Source organism: Chryseobacterium sp. 7 (assembly GCF_003663845.1).
GTDB lineage: Bacteria > Bacteroidota > Bacteroidia > Flavobacteriales > Weeksellaceae > Chryseobacterium.
Genome location: NZ_RCCA01000001.1, coordinates 3,870,115 through 3,895,703 on the forward strand (window position 1 = coordinate 3,870,115; position 25,589 = coordinate 3,895,703).

Genomic DNA, 25,589 nt, shown 5'->3' on the forward strand with positions numbered 1-25,589 from the left:
AAATACTAATATTATGAGCTTAAAAGCATTAGTCAACAAAACCGTTCAGTACAACAACTGGGTAGTCAATAAGTACATCGACTGGTTATCCACAAAGTCTGACGAACAGCTGAATCAGGAAACTATTTCAAGCTTTCCTACAATTTTGAAAACATTACATCATATCTGGCAAACCCAGGAATACTGGTGGAGTCATATTTCTGAAAAGAATGATTTTGATTTTACTAAAACTACAGAAACCACCAGTAAAGAAGATGTTTTCAATGCGATAAGAAACAATTCACAAATGCTGGTAGATTATGTAGAAAGCTTGTCTGAAGAGAATCTTTCGAAAAATGTAAAGATAGATTCCCAATGGTTCCAGTGTGATTTTTCCAAATACGAATATATTCAGCATGCTATTATTCACGGGACTTATCACAGAGGACAAATCGTAACAATGGGAAGAAATATCGGAATCACCGACGCTCCTATGACGGATTTTAATTTCTGGAATATTTATAAAGATCAGCAATAAATCCATCAATTTTGTGGATAAGTATGAAAGAGAATTTCAGAATAGCATTTCCATTTAATTAAGTTATTGGTTTCAAATTATTTACACTCTAAACAATCAGTTATCCACATTTTTGACTATTTGTGGATAACTTTTTATTACCTAATTTTTACTTGTGGATAAACTATGGATAAGTTTTTAGATAATAAAACAAAACGTTATAATCATCTATATTTCATTAAATTACAGCAAATATTATTTTTTGTGAATTTTCCACAATAGAAAACCATGTGGATAAATTTTGTGGATAAACTGTCCACATTTTTACTTTGAATTCATGTTAATCCACAATTGTAATTCTTATATGATCATAGTGATTTTGTAAATTTGTTATTACACACTAATACCAAAATTTGAAATGGAAAACTACGCAATCTCATCAGAGGGTCAGAAAATTTATTATAAAGAATCCGGAAACGGGAATCCAACCCTTCTGTTTATCCACGGATGGCTCGGAAATACCGAATGGTGGCAAGTTCAGCAAAAATATTTAAATAACCAGTATCACATTGTACTGATGGATCTTTCCGGACACGGAAAATCGGATTCTTCCAGACTGGAATGGACGAGCGAGCGATATGCAGATGATATCAAAGCTGTTGCAGATGCTGTTAATTCTCAGGAAATAATTCTTGTGGGGCATTCAATGTCCGGAGCCTATGTTTTGGAAGCTTCTTTAAAAATCCCACAGGTAAAGGCTTTAATCCTTATTGATACCTTGAAAAACTTAGATGAATATTATACTGAAGAACAGACTGAAGAAGTTTTATCACTGTACAAAGCTGATTTCAAATATACCGTAGAAAACCTCTTACCACAATATCTTTTTTCTGAACAAACTCCTTCTGATGTAAAAGAAAGATTACAACGCGAATTTCTTCAGAATGAACCTGAAATGGCTATCAACCTTCTCAGACCTTTATATAAAACTGATTTTAATACTATTGCAAAGCACGTTCAAATACCCGTTATAGCCATCAATTCTGATGCCTCTCCTACTGATCTGGAAGCCAACCGCAAATATTTGAAAAACTATGATTATGTTACGATAGAGGGGGTCGGGCATTATCCTATGCTTGAAAAGCCGGATGACTTCAATACCATTTTAGATCATGTTCTGAAAAGACTGATTTAAATGTATATTGAGAAAAAACAGCAACTAAAGACGACAATTACTATGGCTAAAGCAAATAAAACTACCGAGACAAATGTAAACGTAACTGATTTTATTAATTCATTTGTAGAAAAAGATGAAAAGAAAGAAGACAGCTTCCAACTAATACAATGGATGAGTGAATGGACAGGATTTGAGCCTAAAATGTGGGGACCTACCATCATAGGATTTGGCAGTTATCATTATAAATATGCAAGCGGACATGAAGGTGATATGCCCCTTATTGGATTTTCACCCCGTAAAGCAGAATTTTCACTGTATGTTTATTCGCCAACCGAAGAAAGTAAACACTTATTAAATGATTTTGGAAAATTTAAAATGGGAAAATCCTGCATTTACATCAAAAAACTTTCTGATATCAATATTGAAACTTTAGAGAAAATGTGTAAAGCAACCATTGCTTATTTAAATGAAAATCATGAATGTGCCTGTAGAGAAAAATAATGTAAGTGATTAGTTATAAATTTCTTCTCCAATTCAAAAAACTTCCCGAAATTAGCGGTCTGTGCGTTAAATACTATTCAATGAAATAAAAATTTAAATTACAACATACAGCAAAACTTAGTATAAGTTTTCTTCGGGGCAGGGTGCAATTCCCTACCGGCGGTTACAGTCCGCGACTCCTTTCTTCGGAAAGGACTGATCTGGTGAAATTCCGGAACCGACAGTTAAAGTCTGGATGGGAGAAGAAAATGAGATGACCAGTAAGATTCCTTATGGACTCTTATTGCGTTGTATTTCATTTCCATGTACCGAAGAGTATTTTAACTTTTAAAAGTAAAATAACATGGAAAAATTATTAGAACAATTCGGAGCAACCTCCAAAGAACGTGTAGAAAAAGCACTTCACACATTACAACAGGGAAAAGGTATTCTATTAGTAGATGATGAAAACCGCGAAAACGAAGGCGACATTATCTTTCCCGCTTCCACAATTACAGAACAGGACATGGCACTTCTTATCCGCGAATGCAGCGGTATTGTCTGCTTATGTATTTCTGAGGAAAAAAGCCGCCACCTCAACCTTCGTCCGATGGTGGAGGACAACAATTCAAAAAATCAAACTGCATTTACCATTTCTATTGAAGCCAGAGAAGGGGTAGAATCCGGAGTTTCTGCAAAAGATCGTGTAACGACTATCAGAACCGCTGTTGCATCAAATGCCCAGGCAGAACATATTGCAAGCCCCGGGCATGTATTTCCCCTGATCGCCAGAAAAGATGGTGTTTTTGAAAGACGCGGTCATACTGAAGGCAGTGTAGATCTTGTAAAAATGGCCAATCTGGGAGATGATGCCGTACTCTGTGAACTGACCAATGAGGACGGTTCTATGGCAAGACTTCCGGAAATTGCAGACTTTGCTATCAAAAAAGGGATGAGTGTAGTTACCATTGAAGACATCTACACTTACCGTAAAATGATTATAAGCAACTAAATTTTAGTTTTTTAACGCACAGAACCGCCGGCTGATCTTATCAGCCGGCGGTTTGTTTAAATATTTAATCAAAAACAAATTAATTTAAAAATTCAATACTATTTTTAATTAATTTTAACAAAAAATTTCCTGACTATGAAAAAATCTATACTCTTTTTATTGGGGACTTCTGCCATGCTTTCTGCGCAGATTACATTGACGAAAGCCGCCAATGATCCCGTTTCCGGAGACGTTGTTAATTACAATCAGCTAAACGGAACTGTGGACAACTCTGCAACAGGAGCTAACGTTACATTTTCAAACGGAAGTCTTACGATGGGAGCTTCATCTCAAACGACTTATTCTGTTCCTACTTCAACTGAAATCACTACATTTCCCGGATCTACCATTAAAATGGTGGATGGAACAAATACTATTTATTATAAAGCATCTGCAACAAAGCTGGAAATTACGGGAATTGTAAATCCTCAGGCCACTTTAAATTTCAGTGTAGATAATGGTACTTATAATAATTATCCTACAACCTACGGACCTGCTCAAAACGATACTGCTAAAGGCACTTTCACCTCATCTGTTGCCAACGGACTATTCAGTGGAACACTAGCCACTCAGGCTGACGCATACGGAACTTTGATTGTAGGCAACCAAACATACAGCAATGTCCTTAGAGTAAAGTATACTCAGAATTTTAATTTATATTCTTCTTTTGATGTCATTTACTCTAACCCGATTGGAACAGTTACCAATACTGCATATGCCTATTATGATGCTTCTCACAGATATGCAATATTAAGCACAACCAACGGAAACATCAGCGTTCCATTATTAGGAATCAATCAGTCTACTTCAAGTGCACAGGCGTTGAGCGAAACATTTCTGGCTGTAAACAATGCTGTAAAAAAAGAAAATCTGGTTGTTTATCCTAACCCGGCTAAAGATTTTATTGGCTTTAAAGGAAATACAGAAAATTACTCCAAAGCAAATATCTACAGTCTGGATGGAAAACTGGTTAAAACTTCAGAGGTAAAATCAGGAAACATTCAGATCTCAGATCTTCCGCCAGCTTCTTACTTCATTGAGATCAGTGGAAAAAATACGGCAGACAAAAAGAATACAAAATTCATTAAGAAATAATAAAAAATCCCGTTCAACAGATTGAACGGGATTTTTTGACAAGGAAGCTGGAGGATGGAAGTTATTTTAGTCTAAGAATACATAGAGTTTAATTTTTATTCTATTTTCATAATCTGCACAATATAAACTCCCACCTTCCAACTTCCCTCCCTCTCCCCTCCTAAAAACAACTTTTAAAAAGTAGCAGCAGGAGCCGTTTCATTATTCAGTTTTCGCTGAATTTCTGTCTTTTTGCCTTTGGAAAAATCATAGCTTAGCCCTAATACAAACATTGATTTATTATTCATAATTTGTGTATGAACTTTATAATCTACCAAACTTTCCGGCAGACTTTTCGTTTTGTATTCTGAAGGCATTCCAATCCAGTACATTCCGGTGGAGAACGTCCAGTTTTTGTGTTTATAACTTACAAAAATATTATTCTGGTTTTCATTCGTATTAAGGAATGCGCCATTAAGGCTATAGACCGGAATATTGAACTGATACTGCACTGAAAAAGATTTATATTCAGAAGAAAGCGAAAAATAATTTCCTAAATAATCATTTTTGATCAAAGCACCTTTACTTGTCCTTACAGTCTCAGACGTTGGAGTGATGACTGCTTTTATCACAAGAAGGCTATTTCCAAAAGGTTTATAAGATCCCGTTAACTGAGCACCATACCGTTGTCCGTTTTTTCCATTCTCATACGTCAGAGCATATCCTCCCAATACATCATCCTGAACGTAATACTGATTGATTACCCTGTTGGTATATCTGTAAAATAAACCTGCATTAAAATCAAAGTATTTATTATTAAAAGAATAAGTCAGGTTATTAGAAAAAACCTGTTGAGATTCCAGGAAAGGGTTTCCCCGCTGAACAATATTAGGTGCCAGCTGCACCACATTACTGCTCAAAGCATTACTCCCCGGACTTATCGGATTGTAACTTGCCGTAAAACGAAGGTTTTGGTTTCCTTTAAGCTGATAGGCTAAAATAACTTTTGGGGTAAACGTCCATTCATCAAAAGTATTCTCTGCACTTTTATTGTGAATATTGGTCAGCCCCGCTCCAAGACGGTAACTGAATTTATCTACTTTTCCGGAAAATTCTGTATAAAAATACTGTTCCAGATAAGTGACACTGTACTGGGAATATCCGGCCAGGTTATTCAGGTCATTGGAAATAGAAGACCTTGAAATTCGGTATCCCGATGACAATTTTCCGGCTTTAAAATCATGAACATGGGCAAGTTCTCCTACCAGACTCGTTTGCCTGGCTTTCAGAACCATATCATTATCGTATACGGACAGTCCTGAACCAACGATCCATTCTTGGGCTGTTTCTGTAGTATTTGTCGTATAGTGAGAACCTACCAGGTTAATGCTCAATTCATCTTTTTCACCGATTTTTTTAGAATAATAAAGATCCAGCTTAGGAATTACGTAGTCTGAGCCATTATTTTTAAACATATTATGCTCTTCCATCAGATTATCCTCGGTAAAGACACTTGCCCCCACTCCTTTTGAAAATCTGCTGAAAATATCCATATTCAGTTTAGCCTGAAAAGAATAATCATTAGGAACAAGTCTGGTATAACGCAAGGCCACATTCTGGAAAGTATACCCGAAATGATCTGTTTTGTTTTCATCAGAGCGGTAATGTGTTCCGTTCAGCTGATAATCATAGATACTATTGACCCTTCTGTCATTGTAATCCCTAAGGTTCAGGGAATATTCCAGTCCGAAATTATTTTTTCCTTTTGTATAATTGGCGTAAGCAGAACCATTCACAAAGCCTGTATTTAAAGCCGCAGAAACATCAGCACCAAAAACATAGCCCGTTTCTGTAGATCTTGTCAGAATGTTCACCACTGTATCAGCTCTTGTTGCCCATCTTGCAGGAGGAATATCATAATACTCTACTTTTACCACTTCACTGGGTGCTACACTCCGGATCTGCATATCGGTAGCTTCAATACCGTTGATCAGAAATAAGGTAGTTCCACCTTTCGTACTTGTGATTGTATTGGTTACCGGATCCAGCTGCAATTCCGGAAGAGTGCTCAATAAATCTTTTGCGTAGCGCGCCTTTTCCAGCGCTTCCTTATCAAAAGTATATACAGCTTTATCTGCAAACTGTTTCTTACGCTGTGATTTCAAAATAACTTCCTGAATTTCTTTTGTCGCTGCTACATTTGCCGTATCATTTTTCTTCTCCTGAGCATACAGTAAAGTTCCGCAAAGCAAGAAGATGGTATATATCGCTTTTTTCATGTCCGAAGATGGGTTATACCATTAGGACAATCAATCTCCGATGTTTATTACATTCATAATCACAACTCAATAAATAATTATCAATAAATTTTCTTTAATTATGATTATTATGTTAAATTCAGCCCGTTTTTTGCTGGTATTTTTTTACATCACAAAATATAGAGTCATGAAAAAAGCATTCCTATTAATCCCGTGCTTCCTGTTTTCCGGATTAGGAGCTCAGGAAATTGAGAACAGTTCTGCTGAGAAGATGAATATTATCAAGACCAATGTTACGGCCTATGCATTCAGGAACATTAATCTGTCTTATGAACGCGCCATCACCCAATGGTTTTCTTTGAACATCGGCTTCGGAACAATGCCGGAAGGTAAAGTACCTTTCATCAATGCCTTTCTGAAAGATGAAGACGAGAAAAGATTCCAGAATTTGAGAGTAAAAGCTACAAACTTTACGATAGAACCAAGATTTTATATCGGAAAGGGTTATGGAAAAGGATTTTATTTTGCACCATACTACAGATATTCAAGTGTTACTTCCAATACTTTTGATTTTTATTATGATTACAAAGGTCCTGATGGAAATACCTATCCAATTCCACTCAGAGGACAGGGAGATACTAATGGAAACAGTGGAGGATTAATGGTCGGTGTTCAATTCTTTCTGACCAGAAGTCAGAATCTTGTATTGGATTTCTGGATTGCAGGAGCCCATTATGGAAGTGGAAAAGGTGATTTTACAATGAATTCAGATTATGTTTTAACACCTGACATGCAGGCTCAGCTTAAAAAAGAAATTGAAAACCTGGATATTCCGTTTGTAAAATATAGCGTAGAAACCAATGCCAATGGTGCCAGAATAAAAGTGGACGGCCCATGGGCAGGCTTTAGAAGCGGACTTTCCATTGGATATAGATTTTAAAAAATACAACCTTGCAACAGGTAAACCGTTCTTTTTCAGAGCGGTTTATTTTTTTCTGAAATTTGTATCTTGGAGGCTATTATTAAAAACTTTCTGGAAATAACATCTATGGACTCAACCTCTATCACCACAGGCCAAAGAATCAAAGCTATTATTGGCGGATCTATCGGGAATCTTGTTGAATGGTACGACTGGTATGCGTATGCAGCATTTGCCATTTATTTCTCCCATTCATTTTTCCCGGATTCTGACCTGAATGCTCAACTGATGAATACGGCAGGAATCTTTGCTGTAGGTTTTCTGATGCGACCTATCGGCGGATGGATGTTCGGAAGTATTGCAGATAAATTGGGAAGAAAAAAAGCGATGACCCTTTCTGTTCTTTTGATGTCGTTTGGGTCTTTATTAATTGCCCTTACTCCTACGTATGAATCTATAGGAATTTTAGCACCGTTATTACTTTTATTGGCAAGGTTACTTCAGGGATTAAGCGTTGGCGGTGAATATGGGGTTTCTGCAACTTACCTCAGCGAAATGGCAACACAGGACAGAAGAGGATTTTATTCAAGTTTTCAATATGTCACTCTGATTGGCGGGCAGCTTATAGCATTGGGAATTCAGCTTATTTTACAGAAATTGTTACTCACTGAAGCTCAGCTTGAAGAATGGGGATGGAGAATTCCTTTCGTAATTGGAGCTCTGCTTTCTATCATTGCATTATACCTCCGGGCAAATCTTCATGAAACGGAAGCTTTTGAAAATAAAAAAGAAATCAGCGAAAAGAAAAAAGGAACCGTACAGGAACTTCTTAAGCACCCAAGAGCTCTGCTTACCGTGGTAGGACTTACTTTAGGAGGAACACTGGCTTTTTATACGTACACCACTTATATGCAGAAATTCCTGGTTAACACCGTACATCTTACGAAGGAAGAATCTACGTTGGTATCATTTATTTCCTTGTTTATTTTTGCCTGTCTTCAGCCTGTATTTGGAGGGTTATCTGATAAAATCGGGAGAAGACCGCTCCTGCTAGGTTTTGGTATCCTGGGAACTTTATGCACTGTTCCGCTTCTTACTGCATTAAGTACAACAACTTCCATCTGGACTGCATTTTTCCTGATTATGGCAGCTTTAATTATTGTAAGCGGCTACACGTCTATCAACGCTGTGGTAAAGGCTGAACTTTTTCCTTCTGAAATCAGGGCGCTGGGTGTAGGTTTGCCTTACGCTATTACGGTAGCTGTATTTGGAGGAACGGCAGAATATATTGCGCTTTGGTTTAAACAGATTGGTTCGGAAGAGTATTTTTATTGGTACATCACCGGATGTATCCTTTTTTCTCTGGTTGTATATGTCGGAATGAAAGATACCAAGAAGACTTCCACTCTGGATAAAGATTAATTTCTGATCACTTTATAAAAATCGCGCGCCGCAGATACTCTGCGGCGCGCGTTCTATTTTTTAATGATAGGCCTGTTTAAATTTTTCAATCATACTATCCAGATTATGACGCTGGACGTATATGCTTTTTACCTCTTCATACCTCGGCGATTTGTAGAAAACCTCGTGGAAATCCATACTACCGTTCCCTACTTTTACAACTTTCTGTACTTCGATATTCAACTTTCTTAATTCGTCTTTAAAGACTTTAAATTCATCTTGGATACTACTGCTCATTAATATTTCTAGTTTTTTAGTTAAAAATTCCGTTCACCCCTTCAAATGTTAGGGGTTATCTCTCAAATTCCGAATAAAGTTAGTAAATTTATTAACACAAAATAACACTTTGACAATATTTTATTATTTTTTTTACAAATAGTCAGACGATATAATCCAATTGATACATATTCCGTATTTTTAACCAGTCAAAAAATTGTAACAACCTTATACAAACCATGAATATTAAAGCATTTTTCTCTTTATTCTTTTTAATCCTGCTCACTTTCCTTCATGCTCAGAAAATGGAATTTAAAGCCCCGGATTATGCTGCCATTCAAAAAAATATTGAGGATAAAAATTCAGAATTCTATTATCCTAAGCTTTTAAAAAGATTAAAACAGAATGATACGCTTCTTACAAGCAGCCAATACCGTCATCTTTACTTCGGCTATACTTTTCAGAAAGAGTATCAGCCTTATAAAATTGGGAAGAAAGCTGAAGAGGTTGCTAAATATTACCGGGGAGAAGGAATTTCACAAAAAGACCTTTCAAAAGGAATTCAGCTTTTTCTGGATGCATTAGATGAAAATCCGCTGGATCTTCGTGCTATGAACTATCTTGCTTATCTGTATCATTTAAATAATGACGATGCTACTGCTGAAAAAATTGCAGGAAATTTCCACGGTTTGCTGAATGCTGTTCTTACTTCCGGTGACGGCTTGAAATGTGAGACAGGCTTTCACGTCATTTCCGTTACAGATGAATATGTACTTCTGAATAGGTTTCAAATGGAAACAAAATCACAAAGTCTGAAAGGAAAATGCGATTATCAGGAGTTTGAAAAGGACAAATATAAAGTTCCGGGATTTTATTTTAACATCAGCAGATTCTATGGAAGAATATTAGATTAGCAGTCTTCTGTTTTTATATTATTGTAGCCATTAAATAACAACCATCAATTTTTATAAAAATTAATTTTATATGATTTCACCCTAATACAAGGGGTTTCCGGAGAAGGAGAAATATTTTTTGATGAAAAAATAAATTTTTGTGTAACATTTTTTAAAGGCGCGTCTCTAAAAGACAAATAAACCTTAAAACCTTAGAAATCATGAAAAAATTCACATTCCTTCTTATCATCATGTTATTTTTTTTAGCGGCATGCAATATATTCGGGCAACAAAAATCATATCCGTTTGAAGTAAAAAAAACCGGAAAAGGAAATCAATCTATCATTTTAATTCCAGGCTTTGCTTCTTCAGGAGATGTATGGAATGAAACGACTGCAAAATTTGAAAAAAACTTCACGTGTTACACTTTAACAATGGCTGGATTTGCCGGAACAAAACCACAGGCTGATGCCAGCTTTAAAGATTGGGAAAAAGGAATTGCTGATTATATCAGTAATAATAAAATTGACAAACCTATCATCATCGGACACAGCATGGGAGGCGGTTTTGCACTGGCATTGGCAGCAGATTACCCTGAGCTTGTAGGGAAAATCATTATCGTAGACACTCTTCCCTGTCTGGCCGCAATCTCTGATCCTAATTTTACATCTAAAGAAAACAATGACTGCACTCCTACTATTGATAAGCTGACAGCGATGACTGAAGAGCAATTCAGAAACATGCAGACTCAGACTATGCCACGTCTTCTGGCTGATACCTCTATGCAGGAAACCGTAATTGGCTGGAGCATGGAATCTGATAGAAAAACATTTGCCAAGATGTATTGTGACTTTTCCAACACTGATCTCAGAGAGAAAATAAAAAATATCCAGTGCCCCTCTCTTATTCTTTTGGAATCTTTTTTTGTGAACCTTAAACCAACGATTGAAGGCCAGTATAAAAATTTAAAAAATGCCAATTTGCAGTATGCTTCAAAAGGTTTACATTTCATTATGTACGATGATAAAGACTGGTATTTGAATCAGCTTACTAACTTTTTATCTGCGAAATAATGGCATTTGAAGAGATATACGAACTCTACTGGCAAAGGATATTCCGTTTATGTATGGGATATGTGAACGATTCTGAACTCGCTCAGGATCTTGCCCAGGAAACATTTATCATTGTATGGCAGCAGCTCCCGAAATTTAGGAATGAATCCAGCATAGGAACATGGATTTTCAGAATTGCTTCTAATAACTGTCTCCGGCAGATTGAAAAGGAAAAGAAATTTGCCAAAACAGATCTGCCCATCAATCTGGAAGAAAAAAAACAGGAATCTATAGAACCTCAGATCCAAATGCTCTATCAGTTTATTTCTGAACTGCCTGAAACGGATAGAATTATTATCTCATTGGAACTGGAAGAGATAAAACAGGCTGAAATAGCTCATATCGTAGGACTTTCGGAATCTAACATCAGGGTAAAGATTCACAGGATAAAGGAAAAATTAACACAAAAGTTTAAAGAAAATGGCTACTAATATAGATTTCAAAAATATATGGAAGCAGCAGACTTCCAACAAACCCAATATGGAAGAGCTTCTCGGAAAGCTTAAAAAATTCAGAAACCAGAACCTGCGCAGGCTGATCCTTACTAACATTGGATTAATAGCAACTTCATTATTCATCCTTTTCATATGGTACCGTTATCAACCTCAAATGATTACAACAAAAATAGGCATTATACTGGTTATTCTAGCCATGGTTATCTTTCTGTTTGCCTATAACAAAATGTTTATAGTATTTTATAAAATTGACCAGACGCAGTCTAACAGCGGGTATCTTCAAAGCTTATATGTGGTAAAGAACAAGCAGAAACTGATGCAGACTACCATTCTCAATGTATATTTTATCATGCTGTTTCTGGGCATCTGTTTGTATATGTATGAATATACTTCAAGAATGACTCTTGGCTCAGGTATCCTGGCCTATGCCGTAACACTGGCATGGATTGCTTTCAACTGGTTTTACCTAAGACCCAGAACAATAAAAAAACAACAAGGGAAACTTGACGAATTAATTAATAAATTTGAGGAGATCAATAATCAATTAAAAGAATCATGATATCTTCTGACAACAAAAGCCACTGGGAAAACGTCTATGAAACCAAAAATCCGGATCAGGTAAGCTGGACTCAGAAAAAACCTCAAACCTCTCTTGATTTTATCAGGTCTTCCGGACTGGGCAAAGATGCCAGCATCATTGATATTGGCGGCGGGGACAGTAACCTTGTTGATTTTCTTCTTGAAGAAGGCTATGAAAATATTACGGTTCTTGATATTTCTGCCAAAGCCCTGGAGAAAGCACAGGAAAGGCTCGGAGATGCAGCTGGTAAAGTAAAATGGATTGCCACAGACATTACCAGTTTTGAACCTACTGAAACCTATGATATCTGGCATGACAGAGCAGCTTTTCATTTTCTTACAACACCGGAACAGGTTTCAAAATATATTGCCATCGCAGAGAGAAATGTGAATCATTGTATGATCATCGGAACTTTTTCTAAAAACGGACCTGCGAAATGCAGCGGACTGGATATCCAGCAGTATGATGAGGAATCATTATCAGAAAAATTCGAAAGAAGTTTTAAAAAAGTACAATGTATTACGGAAGATCATACAACACCTTTTGGGACGGTTCAGAATTTTGTCTTTTGCAGTTTAAAAAAACATTAATTATTTATACGTATTTTTTATTTATTTTTAGATTCACAACTCTTAAATGAAAAATACTATGAAAAAATTATTATTTCTGCTTATTTCAGGAGCATTCTGCTCTAATTTTTATTCACAAAGTATAGAATTTCAGGAATGCGGAACTGATGAATTAATGAAAAAACATTATGAAAGGCATCCGGAAGAGAAAGCGCAGGACGATGCTTTCAACCTGAAATTATCAAAAATGATCAAAAGCGGAAAGCTTGCTTCTAAACTCAACAATCAGGTCTACGAAATTCCTATTGTTGTACATGTGGTAGGAGACGGAAGCGCCGTAGGAACTACGAATAATAAATCTGATGCGGATATCATTGCATGGGTTAATTATACCAACGGTGTGTTTGCAGGAAATTCCACCAGCGGAATGTCCGGAACAAGTGCTATCTTGCCTGTAAAGTTTGTTTTTGCTACTAAAGACCCAAGCTGTAATGCTACCAACGGGATCAACAGAATCAATGCATCTTCTCTTCCCAAATATGTAAGCGGAGGCGTTAATAATGACAATACCACCAATGCTGTAACGGCTTCTGAGATTACGGCAATGGGCATGTGGGACACTTCAAAATATTACAATATTTATGTTGTTAAAAAATTAACATCCAACTCCGGAGGATTGAACGGTTTCGCCTATTATCCCGGAGGGAGCAATGATTATGCTTTTATGGCAACCAGTGCTTCTGCTGTGAATGCACAAACATTAGCGCATGAGTTTGGGCATGCTCTGGGACTTAGACATACCCATGAGGGATATAATGAAACTACGGGAGATTGTCCTGTTAACAACGATTGTACGCTGGACGGAGATCTTGTTTGCGATACAGAACCGATGAAAAGTCTTTATCACCCTACAGTTCCTCAAGCATGTCAAACGGGACAAATCAACCCTTGTACCAACCAGTTATACAACGGTGGAGAGAGAAATGTAATGGCGTATACTTATTGTTTTAGAAATCTATTTACACAAGGGCAGACGGACAGAGCCACCGCACAGCTTTTACAGTACAGACAGTCATTGATCAATTCACAGGTTGCTTCTACTACAACCATTAATAACAGTTCTACTTTAACGAATGCATGTACCCCTGCTTCCATCACAAATCCAGGTGGATATAACATAGGAATTACTTCTGTAAAATTCGGAAGTATCAATAATTATTCAAACAATTATAAACAAGTTGCGAATAATTTTTATGAAAACTTTACAGGAACTTACTGCTCCGGAATATCCAAAACCAACATTCCCCAAAATTCAGCTACAACCCTTACTGTAGCTCCGGGAACAAGCAATTCTCACGTTATCAAAGCATATATTGATTATAATAATGATGGTCAGTTTAATGAAACTACAGAACTGGTTCTTAACCAAAGTGGTGTAACCAACGGTTCCTTTGCTACGGCTCAGGTAACTCCGCCTGCAAATGCTGTAACCAATACTCCTTTAAGAATGAGAGTAATCGGAGAGTTCAACGGAACTGCGGTAACAGCATGTTATACTCCGAAATATGGGCAGGTAGAAGATTATTCCGTAATCATTGAAACGCAGGCATTATTAGCAGTAGAAAATACAGGACTGAAAAATTCACCTGTTATTTTTAAAGATGAAAATGCTGTATCCGTAAGAAGTAATGTGAAAATTTCTTCAGTGCATATTTATGATGCTTCAGGAAGGTTACTGATGAGAAAAACAGATGTAAAATCTTCAGAATTCAAATATCCGGTTGATCAGAAAAATATAATCATTACGGCAACAGTAATACTGGAAGACGGAAAAGCGGTTACGAAGAAATTAAAATTCTAAAATATTTTTATTCATAAAAAAGAGAGCTGTCATGGCTCTCTTTTTTGTTTATTATCAATCCTTAATAGGTTATAATTCTTTTTCTTCTTCCATTTCTACTTCATGGCGAAGCTGGGCCTTGTAAAGAGTAGCATAATATCCGTTCTTATCCAGAAGATCAAGGTGTTTCCCTTCTTCTACAATTTTACCATGTTCCATTACAATAATCTTATCGGCCTTTTCAATAGTAGAAAGTCTGTGGGCGATGATAATGGATGTTCTGTTTTTAGTAATTTTTTCAGTGGCTCTCTGAATCAGTTTCTCACTTTCATGGTCAATGGAAGACGTAGCTTCATCCAGAATTAAAATTTTTGGATCAGATAAATACGCTCTCAGGAAAGACAGCAATTGTCTCTGACCTAAAGAGATGGATGAACCTCTTTCACTCACTACATAATCATATCCACCGGGAAGTTGCTGGATAAACTGGTCAACTTCAATCTCTCTGGCACCTGCTTTTATTTTATCCAATGTTATACTGTCATCTCCAAAGGCAAGATTCTCAAAAATACTTCCGTGGAAAAGGAAAACATCCTGTAATACCACTCCGATATGACTTCTCAGATTATAAAGCTCGTAATCTTTTAAATCCACATCATCAATCAGAATATTTCCGGAATTGATATCATATAATCTTGTAATCAAACTGATAATAGTAGATTTTCCTGCTCCTGTAGCCCCTACAATAGCAACCGTTTCTCCAGGATTTACTTTAAAATCAATTCCTTTCAGAACTTCCTGCTTTTCATCATAGGCAAAATGCACTTTCTGAAATTCAATTTTTCCGGCAAAGTGGTCTTTCTTCACCGTTCCGTTATTCGGCATGGAGTTCTCTTCATCCATGAGTCCCAACACTCTTTCTGCTCCTACAATTCCTCGCTGGATATTATTGAAACGGTCTGCAATCTGTCTCAAAGGACGGATCAGCATTGAAATATACTGGATAAATGCAATTACCACCCCTGCACTAATCGTAATATATCCGCCATAGAAAAGGATAAACCCGATGAATAATGAAGAAATAAGCTCTACTACAGGAAAGAACAGTGAGAAAATAAATACGGTTCTCAGTAATGCTCCCTTAAGGGTAATATTGATATCATCAAATTTCTTAAACTCAGATTCCTGCCTGTTGAATACCTGAATAATTGACATTCCCGCCAATCTTTCCTGTACAAATGAATTTTGATTGGCTGTCCAGTTTCTTTCATCCCCAAAAGCTTTTTTAAGTCTTTTCTGGAAGAATCTTGTAATCACCACCATTAAAGGCAAAATAGCCAGTGTAATATAACTCAGGTGAACATTGGTACTGAACATCATCACCAGTACAAACAAAATTCTCAGAATATCCCCGAATACCATCAGAAAACCATCCGTGTACACCGTTGCAATAGTTTCCACATCTCCTACCGCACGGGTTACCAACTGTCCGATTGGAGTTTTATCAAAAAATGAAGTTTTGAAATAAATCAGCTTAGCATATAAACGCTCTCTGATATCCCTGATCACATTCTGCGAGATGAAATTTGAAAAATAAACTAAGAAAAAGTTTAAAATAGTTTCTGCAAACACCAATCCTACAAGAATGTAGATATGTTTCATCATCAAAGCCTTGTCATGCAGCTTTGTAATGTCATTATCCACCACCTGCATGGTAAGATAAGGCCTGTAAGTAGAAACGATAGAAAGGAATATGGAAATAATAAGGGTAAGGATGAACCATGAACGAAATTTCATTCCGATAAAGAACAGCCTTTTTATAATTTCCCAAGTATCTTGTTTTTTCATTGTACGAATCGAAAGAAAGAATTAAAATAAAATTCTATGCAAAAATAAGACATTATAACCGGACTGCCTTTACAACTTTTGCAAATCGTCATAGAAAATTTCAGATACCTACTATTTACAGAATGAATATATTAAGCATTCTTTTGGGATAATAAGAAAATAAATGTTACGGTTCTTACTGATCAATAGTCTTTCCTATTTCTTCAATTTCAATGATGGGCTTTACAGGTCTTTCTTTTATAAATTTATTTTCAAGGAATTTATAAACTCCCCAAACTGCAACAATAGAGATTAACCAACCAATGATATTCACTCCGGAAAAGCCAGTATAATTGATATTTTCTACAGATTCAGGATCTGTTAATCCCAAATATATACCATAACCAAAACCTAATAACAGTTGAGTCCCCAGATAAATACCGATCGCCAGAACACCATACTGCCATTTTGTTTTTCCAAACCTTTCTGCTAATTGTGCGTAATATCGGTAAGCACCAATAAGAATAAAAATTGATAACATGATTATTATTTTGTTTTTAGTTTTTTATTTAAAATTCATACCCTACATCCACCAGATACAACCCATGCCCCGGTGCTGAAGTTCCCGCAGCATTACGGTTTTTATCTTCAATTACTTTACGGAGATCTTCAGGCTTCAGTTTTCCGGTTCCAATTTCTACCATGGTGCCAACAATAGCACGAACCATATTTCTGAGAAAACGGTTGGCAGAAACTGTAAACTTCAGTTCCGATCCGTTCTGCTCCCATTCTGCCTTGTACATTTTGCAGATATTGGTTTTGTTGTCAGTCTTCAATTTTGCAAAACTGGTAAAATCTTCATATTCAAAAAGAATCTTACAGGCTTCATTCATCGCATCAATATCCAGAGATCTTTTCCAGTGCTGCCACGCAGATTCCTGAGTAAACGGATTTTTTTCCAGAGAGATATAATATTCGTAAGTTCTGAATATAGCATCAAAACGGGCGTGAAAATCATCTTTTACCGGAAAAATTCTTTTAATGGAAATATCAGGCGGAAGAAAACTGTTCAACCTTCGTGGAAGCTGGTCATCTAATTCCTTTTCCGTATCAAAATGAGCAAATATTTTTTTGGCATGAACTCCTGTATCCGTTCTTCCTGCACCTGTAGTTTTAATCTCTTCGCGCAAAATAGTAGACAGCGCTTTTTCCAGTTCTTCCTGTACAGAAATGGCGTCCGGCTGTATCTGGTAGCCGAAATAATTCTTTCCGTTGTAAGAAAATTCAATAAAGTATCTCAATGTATTGTAATAACTCCACAAAAATACTTTAATTTAACGAAATATTTGTTGAAAAGTCTTTGAGAATATTACACCAAATGCTTATGAAAATTACTATTTTTGCAATCGTATGAAAAGATGGTACCTTTATCCTTTTTCCCTTGGTTATCATTTGGTAACGGGTATCCGGAACACCATGTATGATCTGGGAGCTTTTAAGTCGACAAAATTCAAAACACCGATAATTAATGTCGGAAACCTTTCTGTGGGCGGAAGCGGGAAGTCACCCATGGTGATGTATCTTGCCCAGTTCTTATCCAAACATTACAGAACCGGTGTACTTTCACGTGGCTACGGAAGGCTTACCAAAGGCTATGAAGTAACCAATTACGAAAGCAACTACAAAATGGTAGGTGATGAAGCCATGCAGCTTTTTGAGCGTTTTAAAAACCGTTTTGTGATTGCTGTTTCCGAAGAACGCGTGCCAGGAGCCAAGAAAGTAATTGATGATATGGATCTTGAAGTTCTGGTACTTGATGATGCCATGCAGCACAGAGCCATCAAGGCCGGATTCAATATACTGATGACTGATTTTAATGATCCTTTTTTCAAGGATTATCTTCTTCCTGCCGGAGATCTGAGAGAATCAAGAGCCGGATATAAAAGAGCAAACATCATCATGGTCAGCAAATGTCCGGACGAACTGACGGAAGAAACAAAAAGGTATTATATCTCAAGGATAAGACCTGCTTATGGGCAGAAGGTTTTCTTTTCATCCATTGGCTATGACGAAAATGTATACGGAAAAGATAAAATGCTTCCGGATAACAACCTGAATTATTATGATATTTTACTGATTACCGGAATTGCGAATCCAAAGCCACTTCTGGAACATCTGGCAAAATTCTCAAAAAGGGTAAAGCATTTAAAATTCAGAGATCATCATAATTTCACGGATGATGATATTAAAAAAATCCTTGCCGAGTATAAAAAACTGGGAGAATATAAACTGATATTAACCACAGAGAAAGACTATGTACGTCTGAAAACTTTTGACTATCTTAGAGAAATTGTTTACTACTGGCCTATCAATGTACTTATTGATAAGAAAGAAGAATTCAACCAAATCATCTTAGATTATGTTAGAAAAAATTAAAGAGACTGCAGATTTTATTAAAAATATTATTCAGGAAACTCCTGATTTTGCAGTCGTTTTAGGATCAGGACTGGGAAAGTTACAAAATGAAGTAGAACCGATCCATGTTTTAGAGTACAAAGACATTCCTCATTTTCCACAGACTACCGTGGCCGGACATACCGGAAAACTGATTTACGGACTTCTGGAAGGCAAAAAAGTACTGATGATGAGCGGACGTTTCCATTATTATGAAGGCCATTCAATGGAAACGGTCACTTTTCCCATAAGAGTTTTTCATTTGCTGGGAATTCAAAACCTTATTCTTTCCAATGCCTGCGGTGGTGTAAACCCGGCTTACAGTGTTGCAGATATTGTCATTCTGAAAGATCATATCAACATGATGCCTGAGCATCCTTTACGCGGAAAAAATATCGATGAGCTTGGACCGCGCTTTGTGGATATGAGTGAACCTTACAACAAAAAAATGATTGCCACTGCGGAACAGGCAGCTGCAGATCACCAAATAAAAATCCATCAGGGAGTTTATGTTGCCCTTCAAGGACCAACCTTTGAAACGCCGGCCGAATATGGAATGATCAAAGCTATTGGTGGTGATATGGTAGGAATGAGCACCGTTCCTGAAGTGATTGTTGCCAGACATATGGGAATGGATGTTTTCTGTATTTCTGTCATCACAGATCTTGGCGGGCCGGATGTAGCTTTTGCCGTTTCTCACGAAGAAGTTTTGAATGCAGCCAATAAAGCAATGCCCAATGTAATTGCCGTTGTTAGAGGTTTGATTAAAAACTATCAATAAAATCTTACAGTATTACAACTGAAGGTTCAATATTCCACTCCTCCGGAGGGGTGGCGAAAATTCAGAGAATTTTTGACGGGGTGGTTTACCCCATAGAATCCATCAATATTATAAATTTTTCCTAATTCCAGAGAAATCAATCCCAGATTGCAATTCATTGTTTAGATTTGTATAAATGAAATTGTACGAGATGAAAAAGTTGATACTAATTTTTATGATGGGTATTTTTGGAATAAGCTATTCACAAAAAGTCCCTGCCGTCCTTAAAACAGGATTTTCAAAAGAAGCTTTACAGCAGAAACTGGAAGATGAAGAGGGAAAAACCGTTACCATCAAACAGATTCTGGCTCAGCATAAAGGAAAAGTTTTAGTGATTGATTTCTGGGCAGGATGGTGTAGAGATTGTTTAAATGCACTTCCAAAAGCCAAAGAATTAGAAGAACATAACAAGAATATTGATTTTGTATTTCTGTCATTAGACCGTTCAAAAGAAGGATTTGAAAAAAGTCTGGAAAGATTTGATATGAAAGACAAAGAAAATTACTGGTTTTCTACAGGCTGGAAAAACGATTTCAATAATTACGTAGACCTTAACTGGATCCCAAGATATATGGTGATTGATCAGAAATCTTCGATTGCAAAATACTATGCAATTTCCCCGGAAGATCCTGAACTTCAGCAAACCATAGACAAGCTTTTACAATAACATTTATTTTATCCGAAAAACATCAAAAATTCACTGAAATCAGAACTTTCAGTGAGTTTAAAAATTTTATACCCATAACGCCATGATCACAAGAGAAGCCACAGACCAGGATTTGGAAATTCTATTAGAATTTGAACAGGGAGTTGTAAGTGCAGAAAGACCTTTCAACAGCACCCTTATTGAGGGAGAAATTCATTATTACGATTTAAACAGCCTTATGGTGTCTTCGGACGCGACTGTAATTGTTGCCGAAGAGAATAATGAAATCATCGCATCAGGCTATGCCCTGATCAAAAAAGCAGAGAAGAATTATTATCAGTTTAAAGAATATGCCTACCTCGGCTTTATGTATGTAAAGCCTGAGCACAGAGGAAAAGGAATCAATAAAGTGATTACCAATGAGCTCATTGCCTGGGCAAAATCAAGAGGAGTCACTGAGGTGAGACTAGAAGTATATGCTCAAAATGAATCCGCTATAAAAGCTTATGAAAAAGCAGGTTTTGAATCCCATATTCTTATGATGAGATTAAAACCGTAAGAGATAAAAATAGTTTAAGTACTGTGAAGGATCTTCCATCATCTGGCCTCGCCCTTCCCTTCTATAAAAAATTTACCATAAATAAATGAATCCATATCTTTGTATATGGATTTTTCTTTGCCTCTTCGTAAAATTATTCATGTGGATATGGATGCATTCTATGCATCTGTGGAGCAGCATGATAATCCTACGCTGAAAGACAAGCCAATAGCCGTAGGAGGACAGCACCGTGGTGTAGTGGCTGCCGCAAGTTATGAAGCCAGAAAATATGGTGTGCGTTCCGCAATGCCCAGTAAGACGGCTAAAGAAAAATGCCCGCATCTTATTTTTGTTCCTCCCCGGTTTGCCCGTTATAAAGAAATCTCCAAAAAGATCCGGGAAATTTTCTATGAATATACAGATCTGGTAGAACCTTTGTCTCTGGATGAAGCCTATCTGGACGTCACCGAAAATAAAAAAGGAATAGAATCTGCCAACCTGATCGCCAAAGAAATCCGTCAGAAAATCTTTGAACAGACCGGATTAACAGCTTCTGCAGGGATTTCTGTCAATAAATTTTTGGCTAAAGTAGCTTCCGATATTAATAAACCGAATGGCCAAAAAACCATTCATCCTGATAAAATGGAGCATTTCCTGGAAGAATTACCTGTGGAAAAATTTCACGGGGTTGGAAAAGTTACGGCTAACAAAATGTTTAGTTTAGGAATTTATAAAGGAAAAGATTTAAAGAAAAGATCACTTGAAGATCTGGTAAGACTTTTTGGAAAATCCGGTCAGCATTATTATAATGTGGTACGTGGGATTCATACTTCAGAAGTAAAACCTCATCGTATTCAGAAAAGTGTGGCGGTGGAAAGAACTTTTTTTGAAGATCTTCTGGATGAACAGCAGATTAATGAGAAACTGCAAAGTCTTGCAGAGGAAATTCATCAGAGATTACAGAAAAATAATATTCTCGGAAGAACTTTAACCTTAAAAATAAAATATAAAGATTTCTCTCTTTTCACAAGAAGTATAACAAGAGAAGATTATTTCTCATCACCCGAACAGTATTATAACACTGGAAAAAAACTTTGGGAACTCCGTCCTTTTGATAAAGCGGTACGTCTGCTCGGATTATCCCTCTCCCAACTGAATACGGAAGAAAAAAAGCAGGTTTCTGTTCAACTAAAAATCCCGTTTGAGGAATTTGAAAGTGATTAGGTCATATTTTTTCGCTAACTTGTATTAATCAAATCAGCAAATTTATGAACCCAACTATGATCCAATTTTTTCACTGGTATTCTGAAGGTGACGGAAAATTGTGGAAAGAAGCCGAAAAACAGGCCAGATATTTAGCAAAACTTGGAATCACTTCTGTATGGTTTCCTCCTGCTTACAAAGGAACAAATGGTGGTTATTCTATCGGGTATGACGCCTACGACCTGTATGATCTGGGAGAATTTGATCAAAAAGGAACCCTTCCCACTAAATACGGTACAAAAAATGACTATACAAAAGCCATTAAAACTCTAAAAAAACAGAATATACAAGTCATTGTGGACATCGTTCTGGGTCATAAAGCCGGTGGTGATGAGCTGGAAAAATTCAAAGTGGTAAAAGTAGATGAGGAAAACAGGGAAAAAGTAATTTCCGATGTTATCGAAATAGAATCTTACACAAAATTCACCTTTCCTGGAAGAGGAAAAAAATATTCTGATTTTGAATGGAATTTCACCTGTTTCAGCGGCGTAGATTATGCTGAAGGAATGGATTCTCACATTTATAAAATTCAATCCGAATACGGAAACGACTGGGAAGAAATGATTGATGATGAAAAAGGAAATTACGATTACCTGATGTATAATGATATTGAGCACCGGAATCCTTTTGTACGGGAAGAGCTCAACACGTGGGCAAAATGGTATTTTGACCAGACCGATTTTGACGGGGTAAGACTGGATGCTTTAAAGCACATTTCCTTTGATTTTTACAAAGAATGGCTTACCCTGCTTCGTTCCAACTCCGGAAAAAATATTTTCGCAGTAGGAGAATACTGGGCTCCGGGATATCTTCATCTGCTCCAAAAGTATATTGAAGTAACGGACGGATGTATGAGTCTTTTTGACAGTTCGCTACAGAATAATTTCCATACGGCTTCCAGGGAAGGTAGTTCTTATGATCTCAGAAGGATTTTTGATGAAACCCTTACCCAGGCAGATCCTATGCATTCTGTAAGTTTGGTAGCCAATCATGATACGCAGCCCTTGCAGGATCTTGAAGCTCCGGTAGAGCCATGGTTCAAGCCTCTTGCCTATGCCCTTATTTTGTTGAGAAAAGATGGCTATCCATGTGTATTTTACCCGGATCTTTATGGCACTCATTATGTGGATAAAGACAGAGAAGGTAATGATCAGGAAATATTTATGCCCAAAGTAGATGGCATTGAAGAATTATTAAAAGCGAGAAAAGATCATGCCTACGGAGAACAGCAGGATTATTTTGAAGATGCTAATTGTCTCGGCTGGGTACGTACAGGAGATGATGAACATACAGGATGCGCTGTGGTTTTAAGCAATAAAGATTCTTACAACAAACCTATGGAAGTAGGAACACTGTATGCCGGTAAAAAATTCAAAGATCTGCTGAAACGATTCAAAGAAAAAGTAACCATTGATGAAAACGGATGGGGAGATTTTCCTGCTCCGGCAGGAAATGTGAGTGTATGGATTCCTGAATGAGATTAATTTACCTGAAACCCTTGTCAAAGTTTGGAACCTTGACAAAGGTCTTTAAGATTTAGCAGTAAATGTATCTGCAATTCCAGACATCTTTAGCCCATTCACAGCATTGTCCGTCTTCTGTGGAAGTACAGCATACTTTACCCCAATTTAAGTCTCCGGCTTTTAAGCTCTTTAATTCCTGACGATCAAGCTTTCTTACTTTGAATTCTTTGTTTGTATTCATAATTATTATTTTTTATGGTTTAGTTATTAAATATACATTAAAAATAACAATTATGAATACATATCTCACACGAAAACAAGTGAATACTAAAAATATGTTTGACCACCCCGTCAAAAATTTTTTGAATTTTTGCCACCCCTCCGAGCAAGGGAAATGTTTACGTCTTCAGTTGGGATATTGATTAAGACGAGAAGCTTTCATGAGCCTTATTATGGTTTATATCTTTCGCAATTCCAGGATTTCTGGTTTTTCAGAGGGGTCTGATATTTTTCCGGTGCGGGCAAATTCAGCCCAGAGAGCCCTCAGCTTTTTACCGTTCTCATGAATTTGGTTCCAGGGAATGTCTTTCAGCAGTTCGGAAGATTTCCAGGCAGATTCATTTCCAAAAATCAAAGGAAGATCAATACAATGAGGTGCACCGATAGGGTTGTCTTTCAATTTAGAATGAATCCTGAAGAGATATACATTTCCACCAGCTTCAGCCAGATTTTGAGCAAACTGCTTTGCCGGATTTCCATAGATCAATGCTGTGGTCTTCTCAACGGTTTTATCCATGATTTTTAAACCGAATCCTTTTCCGAAATATTTGTTTAAAGCCTCTGAGGTTTTAAGATAAAAGGCCGTTTCATCATTATTTAAACCAATCAGTACATCAAATTTCTGGGCATTCTTTTTCCACATCTCCACCGATTCTTCTTCTGTACATAAAGGATAATGTCCGTATTGAGTTCCAAAGGGCATCGCAGCTTTCAAACCATATTTTATTACAGAAGGTACAGCTGTTTTGTACTCATCCATCATTTTTAAAACATCGGTTTCATCTTTCAAAAATTCTGTTTTTTTCAGAAATTCTGCAGTCATTTTCTGTCTTTTATGCCGTAATCCTAAAGGTGCACTCTGAATTATCACACGCCGAAATAAATTTTCCACTCTTTCTGAAATCATTAAATGGGCAATGGCATCTCCTCCTGAAGACTGCCCGAGAAGGGTAATATTATTTTCATCACCTCCCAGATCTGCAATATTGGTTTTTATCCATTTTAATGCTTCAATGATATCCAACAATCCAAGATTGGCAGGTCTTTCTTCATTGCCACCTAAAAATCCAAATAGCCCTAAACGATAGGAAACAGTAACTACAATAACATTTTGTTCTTTCACCCACTCAGAAGGATCGGCAGTGGCCAGATCTCCACAGCCAATCTCATGAGAACCTCCATGGATCCAGACTATAACAGGGAGTTTTTCATTTTCAGAAACAGTTTCTGGCCGGGTTATGGAAAGATATTGTGTTGATTCATCAGCTTCGAAAGTTTCAACAGGTGTTGCTCCAATCATCTTTTCCACGAGCGGACTTAGAGTCTGCGGACACACGGGAGTTTTTTCAGGAGAAATAATTATTGAAGATAAAGAAGGTTCTACCGCAACAGGTTTTTTAAATCTTTCAGAATGCGCATAACGAATACTTCGGGCTCTGATAATCCCTCCTACTTTTACTGCTAAAATTTTCCCGAAGTGGGTTTCGAAAATAATGGTATTCTGCTGATTGGGTGTCATCTTTACAAGTGTGAAAACTTTTCTCCTTAAATTTAATTATTTAAACACAAATTTCAAAAACCATCATTGTGTCATTCGTGAAAAAAACTAGTGCTATTAGTGTTGAAAAAATCTAAACACAAATTTCACAAAAGCAGGCACAAATATTAACGAATCATCGTAGTGTTATTAGTGAAAAAAATTAGTGTAATTCGTGTTA

General features: G+C 36.8%; 27 protein-coding genes and 1 riboswitch. Of the genes, 19 read left to right on the forward strand and 8 right to left on the reverse strand.

Going from position 1 to position 25,589, the window contains the following annotated elements; translation table 11 throughout:
* Nucleotides 1–13 precede the first annotated feature (13 nt).
* From CLU97_RS17710 to CLU97_RS17730, 5 genes are all read left to right on the forward strand, one after another.
* Entirely contained in the window at nt 14–517 is a 504-nt protein-coding gene (locus tag CLU97_RS17710) for a DinB family protein (protein WP_121489109.1), read from the forward strand.
* A gap of 397 nt (nt 518–914) precedes the next feature.
* Nucleotides 915–1,691 carry an alpha/beta fold hydrolase gene (locus CLU97_RS17715; protein WP_121489110.1) on the forward strand — a complete coding sequence of 259 codons (777 nt, stop codon included), beginning with the start codon at nt 915–917 and terminating at the stop codon, nt 1,689–1,691.
* A 42-nt stretch (nt 1,692–1,733) separates the two neighbouring features.
* Nucleotides 1,734–2,174 carry a DUF1801 domain-containing protein gene (locus CLU97_RS17720; RefSeq protein WP_121489785.1) on the forward strand — a complete coding sequence of 147 codons (441 nt, stop codon included), beginning with the start codon at nt 1,734–1,736 and terminating at the stop codon, nt 2,172–2,174.
* A gap of 125 nt (nt 2,175–2,299) precedes the next feature.
* A riboswitch (FMN riboswitch) is annotated at nt 2,300–2,425 on the forward strand.
* 92 nt (nt 2,426–2,517) lie between these two features.
* Nucleotides 2,518–3,165 carry a 3,4-dihydroxy-2-butanone-4-phosphate synthase gene (gene ribB / locus CLU97_RS17725; protein WP_121489111.1) on the forward strand — a complete coding sequence of 216 codons (648 nt, stop codon included), beginning with the start codon at nt 2,518–2,520 and terminating at the stop codon, nt 3,163–3,165.
* A 135-nt stretch (nt 3,166–3,300) separates the two neighbouring features.
* Nucleotides 3,301–4,299, forward strand: coding sequence for a T9SS type A sorting domain-containing protein (locus CLU97_RS17730; protein WP_121489112.1), 999 nt, complete (start codon nt 3,301–3,303; stop codon nt 4,297–4,299).
* Nucleotides 4,300–4,472: 173 nt separating this feature from the next.
* On the opposite strand, the gene CLU97_RS17735 is transcribed toward CLU97_RS17730, so the two are convergent.
* The gene (locus tag CLU97_RS17735) at nt 4,473–6,557 is read right to left on the reverse strand and encodes a TonB-dependent receptor domain-containing protein (protein ID WP_121489113.1); all 2,085 of its coding nucleotides are present in this window, start codon (nt 6,555–6,557) and stop codon (nt 4,473–4,475) included.
* A 166-nt stretch (nt 6,558–6,723) separates the two neighbouring features.
* On the opposite strand from CLU97_RS17735, the gene CLU97_RS17740 reads away from it, so the two are divergent.
* Nucleotides 6,724–7,476, forward strand: a complete 753-nt coding sequence (locus tag CLU97_RS17740) for a DUF3575 domain-containing protein (RefSeq protein WP_228437781.1) — start codon at nt 6,724–6,726, stop codon at nt 7,474–7,476.
* A 108-nt stretch (nt 7,477–7,584) separates the two neighbouring features.
* Complete coding sequence (locus tag CLU97_RS17745) at nt 7,585–8,877, forward strand: MFS transporter (RefSeq protein WP_121489786.1); 1,293 nt, start codon at nt 7,585–7,587, stop codon at nt 8,875–8,877.
* Nucleotides 8,878–8,937: 60 nt separating this feature from the next.
* Here CLU97_RS17745 and CLU97_RS17750 read toward each other — a convergent pair whose 3' ends face one another.
* A complete protein-coding gene (locus CLU97_RS17750; protein ID WP_034696179.1) occupies nt 8,938–9,153 on the reverse strand; it encodes a hypothetical protein in 216 nt (71 codons plus the stop codon).
* A 218-nt stretch (nt 9,154–9,371) separates the two neighbouring features.
* Here CLU97_RS17750 and CLU97_RS17755 point away from each other — a divergent pair, with 218 nt between their 5' ends.
* The 6 genes from CLU97_RS17755 to CLU97_RS17780 all read left to right on the forward strand — a co-directional run bounded on the left by CLU97_RS17755 (nt 9,372) and on the right by CLU97_RS17780 (nt 14,602).
* Complete coding sequence (locus CLU97_RS17755; RefSeq protein WP_121489115.1) at nt 9,372–10,046, forward strand: DUF4919 domain-containing protein; 675 nt, start codon at nt 9,372–9,374, stop codon at nt 10,044–10,046.
* A gap of 200 nt (nt 10,047–10,246) precedes the next feature.
* Nucleotides 10,247–11,098, forward strand: a complete 852-nt coding sequence (locus CLU97_RS17760; protein ID WP_121489116.1) for an alpha/beta fold hydrolase — start codon at nt 10,247–10,249, stop codon at nt 11,096–11,098.
* Nucleotides 11,098–11,568, forward strand: a complete 471-nt coding sequence (locus CLU97_RS17765; protein ID WP_121489117.1) for an RNA polymerase sigma factor — start codon at nt 11,098–11,100, stop codon at nt 11,566–11,568. The genes CLU97_RS17760 and CLU97_RS17765 overlap by 1 nt, the downstream gene beginning before the upstream one ends.
* Nucleotides 11,558–12,151, forward strand: coding sequence for a hypothetical protein (locus tag CLU97_RS17770; protein WP_121489118.1), 594 nt, complete (start codon nt 11,558–11,560; stop codon nt 12,149–12,151). The genes CLU97_RS17765 and CLU97_RS17770 overlap by 11 nt, the downstream gene beginning before the upstream one ends.
* Complete coding sequence (locus CLU97_RS17775; RefSeq protein ID WP_121489119.1) at nt 12,148–12,762, forward strand: class I SAM-dependent methyltransferase; 615 nt, start codon at nt 12,148–12,150, stop codon at nt 12,760–12,762. Before CLU97_RS17770 ends, CLU97_RS17775 begins: the two co-directional genes overlap by 4 nt.
* A gap of 58 nt (nt 12,763–12,820) precedes the next feature.
* Entirely contained in the window at nt 12,821–14,602 is a 1,782-nt protein-coding gene (locus tag CLU97_RS17780) for a M43 family zinc metalloprotease (RefSeq protein ID WP_183084604.1), read from the forward strand.
* Between the two features lie 69 nt (nt 14,603–14,671).
* Here the strand turns inward: CLU97_RS17780 and CLU97_RS17785 are convergent, their stop codons facing one another.
* The 3 genes from CLU97_RS17785 to truA all read right to left on the reverse strand — a co-directional run bounded on the left by CLU97_RS17785 (nt 14,672) and on the right by truA (nt 17,730).
* Nucleotides 14,672–16,429, reverse strand: a complete 1,758-nt coding sequence (locus tag CLU97_RS17785) for an ABC transporter ATP-binding protein (protein WP_121489121.1) — start codon at nt 16,427–16,429, stop codon at nt 14,672–14,674.
* 175 nt (nt 16,430–16,604) lie between these two features.
* Nucleotides 16,605–16,949, reverse strand: a complete 345-nt coding sequence (locus tag CLU97_RS17790) for a hypothetical protein (RefSeq protein ID WP_121489122.1) — start codon at nt 16,947–16,949, stop codon at nt 16,605–16,607.
* A gap of 28 nt (nt 16,950–16,977) precedes the next feature.
* On the reverse strand, nt 16,978–17,730 hold the full coding sequence (truA, locus tag CLU97_RS17795; RefSeq protein WP_228437782.1) for a tRNA pseudouridine(38-40) synthase TruA: 753 nt from the start codon (nt 17,728–17,730) through the stop codon (nt 16,978–16,980).
* A gap of 88 nt (nt 17,731–17,818) precedes the next feature.
* On the opposite strand from truA, the gene lpxK reads away from it, so the two are divergent.
* Together lpxK and CLU97_RS17805 are read left to right on the forward strand one after the other, a co-directional pair.
* The gene (gene lpxK / locus CLU97_RS17800; RefSeq protein ID WP_121489124.1) at nt 17,819–18,844 is read left to right on the forward strand and encodes a tetraacyldisaccharide 4'-kinase; all 1,026 of its coding nucleotides are present in this window, start codon (nt 17,819–17,821) and stop codon (nt 18,842–18,844) included.
* Nucleotides 18,828–19,643 (forward strand): purine-nucleoside phosphorylase, encoded by an 816-nt coding sequence (locus tag CLU97_RS17805; protein WP_121489125.1) that lies wholly within the window; start codon nt 18,828–18,830, stop codon nt 19,641–19,643. Before lpxK ends, CLU97_RS17805 begins: the two co-directional genes overlap by 17 nt.
* 26 nt (nt 19,644–19,669) lie before the next feature.
* Here CLU97_RS17805 and CLU97_RS24230 read toward each other — a convergent pair whose 3' ends face one another.
* Nucleotides 19,670–19,801 carry a hypothetical protein gene (locus CLU97_RS24230; protein ID WP_262690460.1) on the reverse strand — a complete coding sequence of 44 codons (132 nt, stop codon included), beginning with the start codon at nt 19,799–19,801 and terminating at the stop codon, nt 19,670–19,672.
* A 32-nt stretch (nt 19,802–19,833) separates the two neighbouring features.
* Here CLU97_RS24230 and CLU97_RS17810 point away from each other — a divergent pair, with 32 nt between their 5' ends.
* From CLU97_RS17810 to CLU97_RS17825, 4 genes are all read left to right on the forward strand, one after another.
* Nucleotides 19,834–20,349, forward strand: a complete 516-nt coding sequence (locus tag CLU97_RS17810; protein ID WP_121489126.1) for a TlpA family protein disulfide reductase — start codon at nt 19,834–19,836, stop codon at nt 20,347–20,349.
* 82 nt (nt 20,350–20,431) lie between these two features.
* Nucleotides 20,432–20,887: a GNAT family N-acetyltransferase gene (locus CLU97_RS17815; RefSeq protein WP_121489127.1), complete on the forward strand. Its 456-nt coding sequence runs from the start codon at nt 20,432–20,434 to the stop codon at nt 20,885–20,887.
* Nucleotides 20,888–20,992: 105 nt separating this feature from the next.
* Nucleotides 20,993–22,090: a DNA polymerase IV gene (dinB, locus tag CLU97_RS17820; protein WP_121489128.1), complete on the forward strand. Its 1,098-nt coding sequence runs from the start codon at nt 20,993–20,995 to the stop codon at nt 22,088–22,090.
* A 56-nt stretch (nt 22,091–22,146) separates the two neighbouring features.
* Nucleotides 22,147–23,607 (forward strand): alpha-amylase, encoded by a 1,461-nt coding sequence (locus CLU97_RS17825; protein ID WP_228437784.1) that lies wholly within the window; start codon nt 22,147–22,149, stop codon nt 23,605–23,607.
* Between the two features lie 58 nt (nt 23,608–23,665).
* Here CLU97_RS17825 and CLU97_RS23800 read toward each other — a convergent pair whose 3' ends face one another.
* Nucleotides 23,666–23,833, reverse strand: a complete 168-nt coding sequence (locus tag CLU97_RS23800; RefSeq protein WP_183084605.1) for a hypothetical protein — start codon at nt 23,831–23,833, stop codon at nt 23,666–23,668.
* Between the two features lie 216 nt (nt 23,834–24,049).
* Nucleotides 24,050–25,390, reverse strand: coding sequence for a carboxylesterase family protein (locus CLU97_RS17830; RefSeq protein WP_121489130.1), 1,341 nt, complete (start codon nt 25,388–25,390; stop codon nt 24,050–24,052).
* Between the last annotated feature and the right edge of the window lie 199 nt (nt 25,391–25,589).